The organism is Streptomyces sp. TN58 (genome assembly GCF_001941845.1).
Classification (GTDB): domain Bacteria; phylum Actinomycetota; class Actinomycetes; order Streptomycetales; family Streptomycetaceae; genus Streptomyces.
The window spans coordinates 5,983,466-5,996,030 of record NZ_CP018870.1 but is presented as its reverse complement, the minus strand read 5'-3'; the positions used below and the strand labels follow the sequence as shown (position 1 = coordinate 5,996,030).

General features: G+C 73.1%; 9 protein-coding genes. 5 read left to right on the top strand and 4 right to left on the bottom strand.

The features are described 5' to 3' along the window. Positions 1-78 precede the first annotated feature (78 nt). Positions 79-1,806, top strand: a complete 1,728-nt coding sequence (locus BSL84_RS27090; RefSeq protein WP_075971326.1) for a PP2C family protein-serine/threonine phosphatase — start codon at positions 79-81, stop codon at positions 1,804-1,806. 173 nt (positions 1,807-1,979) lie between these two features. On the opposite strand, the gene BSL84_RS27085 is transcribed toward BSL84_RS27090, so the two are convergent. Beyond that, entirely contained in the window at positions 1,980-3,440 is a 1,461-nt protein-coding gene (locus tag BSL84_RS27085; RefSeq protein WP_324616549.1) for a PLP-dependent aminotransferase family protein, read from the bottom strand. A 264-nt stretch (positions 3,441-3,704) separates the two neighbouring features. On the opposite strand from BSL84_RS27085, the gene BSL84_RS27080 reads away from it, so the two are divergent. Next, positions 3,705-4,316, top strand: coding sequence for a nucleotidyltransferase family protein (locus tag BSL84_RS27080; protein WP_030028593.1), 612 nt, complete (start codon positions 3,705-3,707; stop codon positions 4,314-4,316). Between the two features lie 251 nt (positions 4,317-4,567). Next, on the top strand, positions 4,568-6,187 hold the full coding sequence (gene aceB / locus BSL84_RS27075) for a malate synthase A (RefSeq protein WP_045323036.1): 1,620 nt from the start codon (positions 4,568-4,570) through the stop codon (positions 6,185-6,187). Between the two features lie 101 nt (positions 6,188-6,288). Here the strand turns inward: aceB and BSL84_RS27070 are convergent, their stop codons facing one another. The 3 genes from BSL84_RS27070 to BSL84_RS27060 all read right to left on the bottom strand — a co-directional run bounded on the left by BSL84_RS27070 (position 6,289) and on the right by BSL84_RS27060 (position 10,399). Beyond that, complete coding sequence (locus BSL84_RS27070; RefSeq protein ID WP_158880055.1) at positions 6,289-7,875, bottom strand: serine/threonine-protein kinase; 1,587 nt, start codon at positions 7,873-7,875, stop codon at positions 6,289-6,291. A 2-nt stretch (positions 7,876-7,877) separates the two neighbouring features. Then, on the bottom strand, positions 7,878-8,495 hold the full coding sequence (locus tag BSL84_RS27065; protein WP_030028589.1) for a hypothetical protein: 618 nt from the start codon (positions 8,493-8,495) through the stop codon (positions 7,878-7,880). Positions 8,496-8,650: 155 nt separating this feature from the next. Continuing rightward, the gene (locus tag BSL84_RS27060; RefSeq protein WP_158880052.1) at positions 8,651-10,399 is read right to left on the bottom strand and encodes an Hsp70 family protein; all 1,749 of its coding nucleotides are present in this window, start codon (positions 10,397-10,399) and stop codon (positions 8,651-8,653) included. 323 nt (positions 10,400-10,722) lie between these two features. Here BSL84_RS27060 and BSL84_RS27055 point away from each other — a divergent pair, with 323 nt between their 5' ends. Together BSL84_RS27055 and BSL84_RS27050 are read left to right on the top strand one after the other, a co-directional pair. Next, positions 10,723-11,913: a GDSL-type esterase/lipase family protein gene (locus BSL84_RS27055; protein WP_234363525.1), complete on the top strand. Its 1,191-nt coding sequence runs from the start codon at positions 10,723-10,725 to the stop codon at positions 11,911-11,913. Between the two features lie 50 nt (positions 11,914-11,963). Further along, complete coding sequence (locus BSL84_RS27050; protein WP_075972252.1) at positions 11,964-12,551, top strand: 3'-5' exoribonuclease domain-containing protein; 588 nt, start codon at positions 11,964-11,966, stop codon at positions 12,549-12,551. The last annotated feature ends 14 nt before the right edge of the window (positions 12,552-12,565 follow it).

Sequence of the window (12,565 nt, the reverse complement as noted above, 5' to 3'; positions counted from 1 at the left end):
CGCCCGGGCGGGCGTGGACGGTGGGCAGGTGGGCAGGCGCCCCACGCAGCACGCACCGCCGGACGGAGGGAGAGGCGCATGAGCCCGCTGGTCCCCCGGGACCCCGAGACGCTGAAACAGCACCTTGCCCGCGAGGTGCGGGCCCTGCGGGAAGCCGCCCGGCACGGCGCCGGGGTGCGGCTCGACGAGGGGCCCGTACCCGCTGCCGGCGTGCTCGCGCGGGACGCGGGCGCGGAGCCCTGCTCCTGCGGTTCCGCAGGACCGGGGCACGGCTGCCGCGACGCGGGCGGGGAGCACGACCCGTGGGCGTGCGTCTGCGCGGCCCTGCCCGCCATTCCACTGTCGGCCGCGCTGTTCACTCCGGTGCGCGACGAGGCCGGCGTGACGGTCGACTTCACGGTCAAGGCGGGCAACCACGTGCGCGCGGCGGAGTGGCTGGAGGCCCCGAACGGCCAGGTCGGCCGACGGCTGCGCGAGGTGCAGCCCGGCGCGGCGGTCGGCGGGCTCGTCGGGGCCCTGGATTCCGTCCTGGACACCGGACGCGCCCTGAAGGCGTACGCCCTCGACTACACGGAGCAGCGCAGCGACGGCCTGCACCGCACGAAGCTGCTCTACGACGCCTCCTCCTGCGGCGGCGAGGTGCTGGCGACGTGGAGGGCGGCGCACAGCCGCGGGGAGCTGCTTTCGCTCGACGCCCAGTACATCGCGTCCATGGGCTGGGGCACGTGGGACCTGCTGTCCGGGGAGGTGGTCTGGTCGGAGGGGCTGTCGTCGATCTTCCGCACGGATCCGGCGCGTCCCCTGGCGCTCGCGGAGCTGTGCGACACGGTCCTGCCGGAAGATGTACCGCGCTTCGCGAAGTTCCTGGTGGCGCTGGTGGACGGGGAGGAGCCGTCGGGGACCGAGATCCGCTTCAGCGTGCTCGGCGAGGTCCGCACCCTGCACCTCGTGGGGCATCCGGTGATCGCGACCGACGGGCTGCCCTGGTCGGTGCACGTCATCGCCCGTGATCTGACGTCGCAGGTCCGCAGCCGCCAGCGGCTCGCCGCAACGCGCCGGCAGTCCGACCGGCTGCGGGAGGAGGCGGCCGCTGAACGACGGGTCGCATCCTCCCTGCGGGAGGCGCTGCTGCCGACGGTCTCCGCCGAACTGGCCGAGGCGGGTCTGTCGGTCGCGGCCGCCTACGTCCCGGCGGAGGAGGCCGCCGCCGTGGGCGGGGACTGGTACAAGTGCCGCCTGCTGCCGGACGGCCGGGTCCTGCTGGCCATCGGCGACGCCTGCGGCCACGGCCTGGGCGCGGTGGCCCGGATGGCGCAGCAGCGGCACGCGCTCGCGGGTCTCGCGCACGCCCCGGGGACTCACGCGGGCCAGCTGACCACCTGGCTCAACGAGCTGTTGTGCGCCGATCCGTCCGCCGAGACAGCGACCGGGATCATCGGGCACATCGACGCACGGCGCCGGTTCCGCTGGGCGTGCGCGGGCCACCCGGCGCCCCTGCTGCTGCGGGACGGCGCGGCTTCGGTGCTGGGCACGGAGCACCGCGGTCCGCTGTTCGGGCTGCTGCCGGGGCACGCCTACGAGACCGCGACCACGGCCCTGCGGCCGGGTGACCTCCTGCTGCTCTACACCGACGGCATGGTGGAGCGGCGGGGCGAGGACATCGCCGACGGTGTCGAGACCCTGGGCAAGGTGCTGGCGCGGTGCGACGGACTCGGCCCGCAGGACACCCTCGACCGCATCCTGGACGCGTACGCGTCGGACGAGCACGACGACGACACCTGCCTGGTCGCCCTGGGCGTCGGCTGACGGGGGCGGTGTCCGGGGGCGCGGGGGACACCCGCCGGGGCGTGTTGCCCGGCCTAGGGTCTGTATCGAGTTGCCCCGTGGAGCAAGGAGCGGCGTTCGGTGCGTGCCCTCGGCGCACGAGCCGACGGTGCGTGCCGGGCGTCGCGACGCCGCGGGGCAACTCGATGCAGGCCCTAAGCCACCCAGTACGGCCGGTCCACCGACGGGGGCAGGGGGGCGCCGTCGTGGAGGGCGGCCGCGAGGCGGCGTACGCCCTCCTCCAGGAGGTCGGCGGGGAGGGTGTACGGGATGCGGAGGCGGTGTTCGAAGGTGCCCGGGTCCACGCCGAAGCGGGCGCCGCGGCCGAGGTGCACTCCGGCGGCCGCGGCTCGTTCGGCCAGGGCGGAGCTGACCGGTTCGCCGAGGTCCACCCAGAGCGAGAGGCCGCCCGGGGGCATCCGCCAGGACCATTCAGGGGTGTGCCGCCGGAGGGAGTCCACCAGGGCCGCGCGGCGGTCGCGGAGTTCGGCGAGCCGTGCGGGCAGGGTGCGGTCCATGGCGGCGAGCAGCGGGAGCGCGACGAGCTGGTCGAGGACGGAGCCGGTCATGTCGGCGCTGACCCGTACGGCCGTCAGCTCCGTGATCATCTTGGCGGTGGCCCGGACCCAGCCGACGCGCAGGCCGCCCCAGTGGGTCTTGCTGAGCGAGCCGATGGTCACCACGTGGTCCGCGCCGCCGCGCGGGGCCAGGGACGCCAGGGGCGCGGCGGCGGGGACGTCCAGGGCCATGTCGGCGATGGTCTCGTCGACGACCAGCCAGGTGCCGGTGCGGCGGGTCGCGGCGAGCAGCCGCAGCCGCTCCTCCTCGGGCATGAGGGCGCCCGTCGGGTTGTGGAAGTCGGGGATGACGTACGCCAGCCTGGGCACGGTCTGGCGCAGCGTGGACTCGGCGATCTCCATGTCCCAGCCGGTGTCGGAGACGGCGATCGACCCGGTGCGCAGGCCGGCGTGGCGCAGGGCGTCCAGGGCGCTGGCGTAGGTGGGGTTCTCGGTGACGACCCGGTCCCCCGGGCGGCAGAGCAGGCTGACGACCAGGGTGAAGGCCTGCTGGGCGCCGGAGGTGACGAGGATCTGCTCGGGGCGGGTGGGCAGGCCGCGCCGGGTGAAGCGGTCGGCGACGGCGGTGCGCAGGTCGGGCAGGCCGAAGGGGTGGTAGCCGGGCGTGCGGGCGGCTTCGGGCAGCCGTGGCGCGGCCCAGGTGAGGGCGTCGGCGAGGGCGCCGTCGGGGGCGCTCATGGCGGCGATGGCCAGGTCGATGCCGGGCTCGCCGCCGGCGTGGTGGCCGCCGGCGCCGAGGAGGGCGTGGGCGCCGACGGGGCGGTGGCCTTCGGGGAGCTCGGTCCAGGTGCCGGAGCCGCGCCGGCTGCGGGCGTAGCCGCTCTCGCGCAGCAGGTCGTACGCGCCGGTGACGGTGGCCCGGCTGGCGCCGACGGCTTCGGCGAGTTCGCGTTCGGCGGGCAGGCGGACGTGCAGGGCGATGCGGCCGTCGAGGATCAGCGTGCGGACGGCGTCGGCGAGCGCCCGGTAGCCGGGGCGGGCCCGTACGCCGGCGGGGAGCAGCGCCGCGAGTTGGCGGCTGCCGATGGTTCTGTCCACTGTCCGGACCACTCGCCCGTTTGCCATGCCAACCTCCCCTGATTGGCTCTGACGGCCAGGCCAATCGGGGACCAGACTCGCGGTATTGGCCCCCGATCGGCAAGGAGACGCCGAGATGCTGACCGACCGTGACGAACGTGCCCTGCTGGCCGCCGCCGAGAACGGGATCGCGCGGCCGCTGCGGATCGGGGCCGCGACGGCCTTCGTACGGCGGGTCCTGGCGCGGCGGCCCCCGGAGCGCGGGCAGGGGCGAGAATCGGTGGCATGTCAGCCAACACCCACTCCGATTCGCCCGTGATCGCGGGGCTCCTCCTGGCCGCCGGCGGCGGCCGACGGCTCGGCGGCCGCCCCAAGGCGCTGCTTCCCTACCGCGGCCGGCCCCTGGTGGAGAACGCCGTGCGGGTGCTGCGGGAGGCGGGCTGCGGCCCGGTGCACGTGGTCCTGGGGGCTGCGGCGGCCGAGGTCCGCGAGCGTGCCGACCTGAGCGGCTGCGTGGTCGTGGACAACCCGGACTGGGCGGAGGGGATGGGCTCCTCGCTGCGCGCCGGCCTCGCCTCCCTGGCCGGTACGGGCGTCGGCGGGGCCCTGGTCTCCCTCGTCGACCAGCCGGGCATCGGCCCGGCGGCGGCGGCCCGGGTCCGGAAGGCCTACCGCTCCCCCGCCAGCCTGGTGGCGGCGGCGTACGGCGGGGAGCGCGGGCATCCGGTGCTGTTCGGGGCGGAGCGCTGGGCGGACATCGCGGCGACGGCGACGGGTGACAAGGGCGCCCGGGTGCACCTGGAGCGCCACGCCGGAGAGCTCGTGCTGGTGGAGTGCTCGGACGTCGCGGAGGCCTATGACATCGACACGCCGCCCGACCTGGCCCGACTGCTCTGAGCACCGTGTGACGGTAGTGGCACTGAGGGCCACCGGAAAGTGGAATCTGTCGACTCAGAGAATCTCGACATCAACAAACCATTGAACTTCCACCATGAGGAAATTACTATCCACTGGTCAGAAGCGCCCTGAACCCACAGACGGCGCCCGCGACCGTATTTCGGAGCTCTCCACACCCGACGGCACTGCGTGCCGTCCCGCGCGAGCCTTCCCCGCGGCCGCCAGGCACCGCCGCTGAAGGAGTGACAGTTATGTCCGCACCAGCGCCGTCCCCGCTGGCCATCGTCGACGCCGAGCCCCTGCCGCGGCAGGACGAAGTCCTCACCGAAGCGGCCCTCGCCTTCGTGGCCGAGCTCCACCGGCGGTTCGCCCCCCGCCGCGCCGAGCTGCTCGCCCGCCGCGCCGAGCGCCGTGCCGAGATCGCCCGCACCTCCACCCTCGACTTCCTCCCGGACACCGCACAGGTCCGCGAGGGCGACTGGAAGGTGGCGCCGGCGCCGGCCGCGCTGAACGACCGGCGTGTGGAGATCACCGGTCCCACGGACCGCAAGATGACCGTCAACGCCCTGAACTCGGGCGCCAAGGTCTGGCTCGCCGACTTCGAGGACGCCTCGGCCCCCACCTGGGAGAACGTCGTCCTCGGCCAGCTCAACCTGATCGACGCCTACGAGCGCCGCATCGACTTCACCGACCCCCGCACCGGCAAGTCGTACGCCCTGCGGCCCGCCGAGGAGCTCGCGACCGTCGTCATGCGCCCGCGCGGCTGGCACCTGGAGGAGCGCCACCTGCAGTTCGAGGGCGGCCCGGCCTCCGGCTCGCTCGTCGACTTCGGCCTGTACTTCTTTCACAACGCCAAGCGCCTGATCGACCTCGGCAAGGGCCCGTACTTCTACCTGCCGAAGACGGAGTCGCACCTGGAGGCGCGCCTCTGGAACGACGTCTTCGTCTTCTCCCAGGACTACGTCGGCATCCCCCAGGGCACCGTCCGCGCGACCGTCCTGATCGAGACGATCACCGCCGCGTACGAGATGGACGAGATCCTCTACGAGCTGCGCGACCACGCGGCGGGCCTGAACGCGGGCCGCTGGGACTACCTCTTCTCCATCGTCAAGAACTTCCGCGACGGCGGCGAGAAGTTCGTTCTGCCGGACCGCAACGCGGTGACGATGACCGCCCCCTTCATGCGGGCGTACACCGAACTGCTGGTCCGCACCTGCCACAAGCGCGGCGCCCACGCCATCGGCGGCATGGCGGCCTTCATCCCGTCCCGCAAGGACGCCGAGGCCAACAAGATCGCCTTCGCCAAGGTCAAGGCCGACAAGGACCGCGAGGCGGGCGACGGCTTCGACGGCTCCTGGGTCGCCCACCCCGACCTGGTCCCGATCGCCATGGCCTCCTTCGACGCCGTACTCGGCGACAAGCCCAACCAGAAGGACCGGCTGCGCGAGGACGTCTCGGTGGCCCCCGGCGAGCTCATCGCGATCGACTCCCTCGACGCGAAGCCGACGTACGAGGGCCTGCGCAACGCCGTCCAGGTCGGCATCCGCTACATCGAGGCCTGGCTGCGCGGCCTCGGCGCCGTCGGCATCTTCGGCCTCATGGAGGACGCGGCCACCGCCGAGATCTCCCGCTCGCAGGTCTGGCAGTGGATCAACGCCGGAGTCGTCTTCGAGAACGGCGAGGCCGCCACGGCCGAGCTGACCCGCCAGATGGCGGCCGAGGAACTGGCCGCCCTGCGCGCGGAGGTCGGCGAGGAGGCCTTCGCGGCCGGCAGGTGGCAGCAGGCACACGACCTCTTCCTCAAGGTCTCCCTGGACTCCGACTACGCGGACTTCCTCACGCTCCCCGCGTACGACCAGCTCGTCGGCTGACAGCCCGGAGCCGGCCGACACGCACAGCGGCCGGGCCCCGCCGGCTCCGCCCCCGCAGCCCACGGCAGCGGGGGCGGAGCCGTGTCCGCACCCCACCGCCTTCAGCGCCTGCGCTTCACACGCAGCCTTGCGCTCTCGATGAGCGCGCGGGCATGGTCCGGGGGCCGCTGGTTGGGGATCCAGCCCCGGTCGAGAGCGGCTTCGAGCGGTTCCAGTTGCGCGAGGGCATCCACCGCCCCCTCGTGCTCCAGCAGTACGGCTCCCAGCAGCAGGCACGCCTCCAGCGTCTCCGGGGCCTGCGCGCCGAGCAGGTCCGTACGTCCGGCCACCACGGCGCGCAGCAGCGGGGCCGCCTCCTCGCCCCTGCCGCAGGAGAAGAGGCAGAGCGCGAGGTCGTAACTGGCCCGGTGGTACTCCGGGGAGTAGTCCCCGTGGGTGTCCGCGCGCGCCTCCGCTATCCGCCGCAGCGGCACCAGGGCCTCGGCCAGGCGCCCCAGGTGCCACAGCCGGCTGGCCCACGCCCGCAGCGACATGATCGCCTCGTCGTTGTAGGGGCCGAGCACCGCGACCCGCTGCTCGGCGAGCTCCTCGCTCAGCTGCAGCGCCTCGGCCACGTCCCCCAGCGCCCACAGGCAGTCCGCCTCGACCCGGCGGGCCCTCAGGGTCGCCTCGGCGTTCGGGCCGTTGACCAGTACCCGGCGGCGTACGACCTCCCGGCTGGAGGCGAGCCCCGCCTCCGGCCGGTTCGACAGCCAGTTGCTCTCGGCGTCCCGCAGCATCCGGTCGGTCTCGGCGTCGTGGGCGGCGAGCCGCTGCCTGGCCCACCGCGTCCCGCGGGCCTCCAGCGGGAACACGTCGAGGACGACGGCCGCGAGCTCGGCGGAGGCCGGCCGGTCCCCCGGGCGCTTCTCCAGCAGCGCGGACACCAGGAGGTCCAGCGCCGACGGCAGGTCGGGGCGCAGGGTGGAAAGCCGCTCGGGCCGCTGCTCCAGGTGGGCCCTGCGGTAGGCCTCCCGGTCGATGCAGGGGCCGAAGGGGCGTACTCCGGTGAGCAGTTCGTACGCGAGGCAGCCGAAGGAGTAGAGGTCTCCCAGGTAGGTGACCGGTCCCCCGTTCCACTGCTCCGGAGGCATGTAGGGGGCGCTGCCGACGGCCTGGCCGGGGGCCGTGAGCTGGGTGAAGGGCTCGGGTCCCAGGAGCTTGGCGATGCCGAAGTCGCACACCTTGACGGAACCGTCCGAGGTGAGCATGACGTTGGACGGCTTGATGTCCCGGTGCACCGTCTCGGCGCCGTGCACGTCGGCGATGCCCTGGACAATGCCGCGCAGCACGGGCGCCGCCCAGCGCCAGGTGCGGTCGGCGACGAAACGGACCGCGAGCTCCCGGTCCAGGCCGTGGCCCGAGACGTACTCCATCGCCAGGTAGTCGACGTCGCCGTCGGAGCCGGACCCGAGCAGGCGCACGGTGTAGGGGCTCACGACGCGTTCGAGGGCCCGCGCCTCGTGCCGGAAGCGGGCCCGTGCCTCGGGTGAGTCCAGGGACTGCGCGAGGATCGTCTTCACGGCGAGGCCGGTGCCGTGTCTCGTGTCGGTGGCCTGCCAGACCTCGCCCATGCCGCCGCGCCCGATCAGCCGGTCCAGCCGGTAGCGGCCGTCGAGCAGTGTCCCCTCCCGCGGAGCGCCGGGCACGGTCACACCCGGCCGATCACGGTGTGGACGAGCGGCCGGACGTGCGGGGGCCGGCCGACCACCTGGTAGGCGGGGGCGACGCACAGGCTGAGGGGCTCGTGCTCGTCGGACCGGGGCCACACCTCGTGCAGGCGCGGGTCGGGTACGCGGCCCAGGCGCAGCTCGAAGTTCCAGCGGTGCACGCCGCCCAGTTCCGCGATGCGCGCGCGCAGTTCGGCGGTGTGCAGGTGCAGGTCCGTCACCGGGCCCAGGGGCACCTGCGGGCCCAGTACGCCGGCCGCTGTCCGGTGCCAGTCCTCCTCGGCGGCCGGATGCTCGCCGAGTACGGTGCGGAACAGGGCCGCGCACAGCCGTACATGGGTCTCGGCGCGGTGGTGGGGCAGCTCCGCGGCGGTCTCCGCGGCGGCGCGGCAGTGGCCGATGATCCGGTCCCGCAGGGCGCCGAAGGCCTGCGAGGTCTCGTGGTGGGCGCTCTCCAGTTCCGTGGTCCGGTCGGCGCGCAGGCCGTGCACCACCTCGTACAGCTTGTCGAGCCGGCCCTTGGCCTCCTCCCGTTCGGCGCGCAGGGACCTGACCTCCGCCCGCAGGTCCTTCACCTCCTGGAACACCCGCCACGGCATGCGTGCGCCGTCCGGGGCGGGGGCGGGGGGTGCGGGCGCGGCGGGCGGCACGGGAGGTGTGCCGCCGGGCCACGGTCCCGGAGACGCGGGCAGTCCTCGGTCCGGTCCTGAGCTCTCCATCTCGCCTACCTCTTCTCCTGCTCCTGCTGCCTGCTCTACTCGGGGATTCCGGCGAACTCGACGACCGTCTCGCGGCGTTCCCCGGTGCGCGGGTTGACGGCGGTGACGCCGATCTCGGTTCCGCCGAAGGTGAAGTACAGGTCCACGCTGCGGTCGTCGACCTTCTCCTCGCCGACCGACTCGGAGATGTCGACCAGGACCGTGCCGAGGCGCCGCGCGCCGGGCGTGTTGACCGTGAGGTCCTTCACCTGGGGTACGGCGTACAGCGCGACCTCCACCTCCGGCTGGTCGGTGGTGAGGGGGACGAGGGTGTAGGTCCGTTCGCTGCCGACCTCGACCCGCTCCCCCATGAAGACGAGCGGGTCGAGGACGCCGTCGCGGTAGGCGCCCTGACCCTTGACCTTGGTGATGGTGAGCGCGCGTACGGCTTCCGACTCCCGGAAGACGGCGCCGAATTTGCGCCGTTCCGAGATCTCCACCGCGTACGTGTTGGAGGCGCGCCGGGAGTGCACGACCTCGGGGCGGCAGGCGTAGTGCACGGCGCCGCCGAGCACGGCGCGGGAGGGGTTGGGCGGGATCATCAGCTGGACCCCGGCCGGGAACTCCCGGTCGAGGTGCAGGCCCAGCCGGGTCTGCACGTAGTGGGACTGGGCGAATCCTCCGACGAGGATCACGCGCAGGCCGTCGGCGGCGACGGCGGGGTCGGCGAGCAGTTCGCGGATCTGGGTGTCCACCAGCTTCACCAGGGGTTCGGTGGTTCCGTGGAAGAGGCCTCGCATCACGTCGGGTTCGATGACGATGTGGTCGTCGACGCCCTGCTGTTCGGCCGCGAGGCGGGCCGTGCCGCCGTGGGGGTCGATGATCCGGCTGGCCTTGAGCGAGATGGGGATGCTGACCGGGCTGTCGCTGTCCCCGCGGAAGTGGGTCTTCATGCGTTCGAAGTCGTCCATCAGCTCCAGGAGCTGGGCGGGGGCCGCCTCCAGGGCCTTGAACGCCGCCTGCCCGAGGCGGGGGGCCAGCACCTGGACCTGGAAGCGGCGGTTGATGTAGTTCGAGCCGAGTTTTCCGCCGGAGGGGCGGCGCAGCTGTTCGAGGGATCCGTCGGCCGTGCACCGGTAGGCGGCGATGTCCACGGTGCCGCCCCCGCAGTCGACGACGAGCGTGGCCGTGGAGCCGAGGCCGCCGATTCCGGCGGCGCTGTCCTGGGCGCAGTAGACGGTCGCGGCCTCCGGTTCGGTCACGAGGATCAGCCGGTCGCGGTCGTCGGCGGGGAATCCGGCCAGGCGGGCGGCGTCGCGCATCAGGTTGCGCTGCTCGGGCTCCCAGATGGCCGGGACGGTCAGGCACCAGCGGATGTCGGACTCCATGAATCCGCCGCCGACGACGCGGTCGAGGGCGGCGCCGCGCAGGCGGCGCAGATAGGCCGCGATCAGCGGGACGGCCCGTTCCGGCGTGCCGACGAGCCCGGCGCCGGGGCCCTGGGCCCCCTCGCGGCCGTCGGGGCCCTCGGGGCTCAGCCACATCTTGAAGCCGTGCTCCAGCCGGCCCGGCTCGCCCGTGGCGCCGGCGCGCCGGGCGGCGTACCCCCAATCGCGGTCGTTGCCGTCGGGGTCCAGGAAGAGTGCGGAGAGGTTCTTCGGATAGGTGAGCGGCGCGTCGTCCCACTGGTCGGGGTAGTCGATCTGGCGCTGGTCGGGCCCTTGTGCGCCGGCCGGGAGCACCGCCCAGGCGAACCCGGAGCCGTGTGTCCCGAAGTCGATGGCAGCCACAACCCTGTACTTCATGCGTGCCGTCCCCCTCGTCCTCCCCGGTGCCTGCACTCGCCCGGAAGGTGGTCTTTGCTGCACAGGGTGCACGAATTGCGGACTGTCCGTCAGCCGATCTGTGCAGAAGGGGAGTCGGGGTGCACCAGAGGGGGTCCGAACCGAACGACCGATCGGTCGTTACCGGTTCGTAACTTGCATGTACCTAGCGGTAACAAGCGGGGCCGTGTCACCTTTTGCGATGCCACCGGCCGGCGGTACCCCCACTTCCCCAGCCACACGAACGGCGACGCGCCGATGCGCCCGTCGCCGGCTTCGCCGTGGCCGAGCGCAGGAGTTCCGCAGTGATCGGATTCCGCAACGCCGGCAAGGACCGGGACGCCAGCCGGGTGCGACGGCTGGCCTGTGCCGCCGCGGCCGTGCCGCTCGCCGCCGGCGCGCTGCTGGCCGGCGGTCCCGGGACCGCCGTGGCCGCCCCAGGGACCGGGCCCACCGCCGTGGTCTCCATGGGCGACAGCTACATATCCGGCGAGGCCGGGCGTTGGAAGGGCAACAGCCTGACCAACACCGGCAGCCGCAACGGCACCGACCGGGGCTGGGTCACCGGCAGCACCTACGACCCGGCCAAGGTGTACGGGAGCACGGCCGGCGGCTGCCACCGGTCCGACTCCGCCGAGGTGCGCAGCGCCGGGGCGATCGCCGACGTCGCCGTGAACCTCGCCTGTTCCGGGGCCGTCTCGAAGAACGTGTTCCGCTCCTCCAACGGCGGCGTCGCCTACAAGGGCGAGGCCCCGCAGGCCGACCAGCTCGCCGCGGTGGCCGCGAGCCACGACGTCAAGGTCATCGCCCTGTCCATCGGCGGCAACGACCTGGGCTTCGCCGACATCATCTCGGACTGCGCCCTCGACTTCGTCATCTGGAACTCGTACTGCTACGACGACCAGCAATACGGCGTCGACCAGAAGATCGACGCCGTCATGGCCGACGTCGGCAAGTCGGTCGACGAGATCCGGGCCGTGATGCGCGCGGCCGGGTACGCCGACTCCTCCTACCGGATCGTCCTCCAGTCCTACCCGTCGCCGATCCCGCGCGGCGCCGAGAACCGCTACCCCCAGAGCGACTGGAGCCGCCTCAACACCGGTGGCTGCCCCTTCTGGAACCGGGACTCGGACTGGGCGCGCGACTCGCTCGTGCCGCAGATCGCGAACCGCATCAAGGGCGTCGCCGCCGCGAAGGGCGTGCAGTTCCTGGACCTGCGGGACATGCTCCAGGGGCGCGAGGTGTGTGCGAAGTCGAGCAAGCTGGTGAGCTCCACCGTCCCCGCCTCGGCGAAGACGAGCGAGTGGGCGCGCTGGATCGACAACAACGAGTCGCAGGGGCTCATCCAGGAGTCCATGCACCCCAACTACTACGGCCAGCTCGCCGCCGGCCGCTGTCTGGCCCTGGCCGTGGCGCAGCCCGCGGCCTCCGCCGCCGCCTGCAAGAACACCGCGGGCGGCGACCACACGGGGATGTTCCTGACCCCGGCGCCGTAGCGGTGAAATCCGGATGATCGACAGCGGTCCGGACTGGCATGCTCTCGCGCATGGCAGTCCGCACCGCACGTCCCAGTCTCTACATCTCCGTCGACATCGAGGCCGACGGACCCATTCCAGGACCGTATTCGATGATCAGCTTCGGGGCCGCGGTCGCGGGCCGGCAGGACGGGGGGTCGTATACGGCCGCCGATCCGGAGCAGCGGACGTTCTACCGGGAGTTGCGGCCGATCAGCGACACCTGGGTGCCCGAGGCGCTGGCCGTCAGCGGGCTCGACCGCGACCGGCTGGTCCGGGAGGGCACCGATCCGGCGGCCGCGATGGCCGCGTTCCGCACCTGGGTGCGGAAGGTCTCCGAGGGCGCCCAGCCGGTGATGTGCGGCTACCCGGCGTCCTTCGACTGGACGTTCCTGTACTGGTACCTGATGCGGTTCGGCGGGGACAGCCCCTTCGGCCACTCCGGGTGCCTGGACATGAAGACCCTCTACGCGACGAAGGCGCGGGTGCCGCTGCGGGCCGCGGTCAAGGGGCGGACGCCCCGTGAACTGCTGTCCCGGCGGCGCCACACGCACCACGCACTCGACGACGCCATCGAGCAGGCCGAGCTGATGAGCAACCTGATGCTCTGGCGGCCCTGACCCGACGCGCCGTC

Bases quoted from the DNA above. Each gene is read 5' to 3' on its own strand.
- aceB (WP_045323036.1), top strand. From the start codon at position 4,568: ATGTCCGCACCAGCGCCGTCCCCGCTGGCCATCGTCGACGCCGAGCCC.
- BSL84_RS27050 (WP_075972252.1), top strand. From the start codon at position 11,964: ATGGCAGTCCGCACCGCACGTCCCAGTCTCTACATCTCCGTCGACATC.
- BSL84_RS27080 (WP_030028593.1), top strand. From the start codon at position 3,705: ATGTCAGCCAACACCCACTCCGATTCGCCCGTGATCGCGGGGCTCCTC.
- BSL84_RS27090 (WP_075971326.1), top strand. From the start codon at position 79: ATGAGCCCGCTGGTCCCCCGGGACCCCGAGACGCTGAAACAGCACCTT.
- BSL84_RS27065 (WP_030028589.1), bottom strand. From the start codon at position 8,495: ATGCCGTGGCGGGTGTTCCAGGAGGTGAAGGACCTGCGGGCGGAGGTC.
- BSL84_RS27060 (WP_158880052.1), bottom strand. From the start codon at position 10,399: ATGAAGTACAGGGTTGTGGCTGCCATCGACTTCGGGACACACGGCTCC.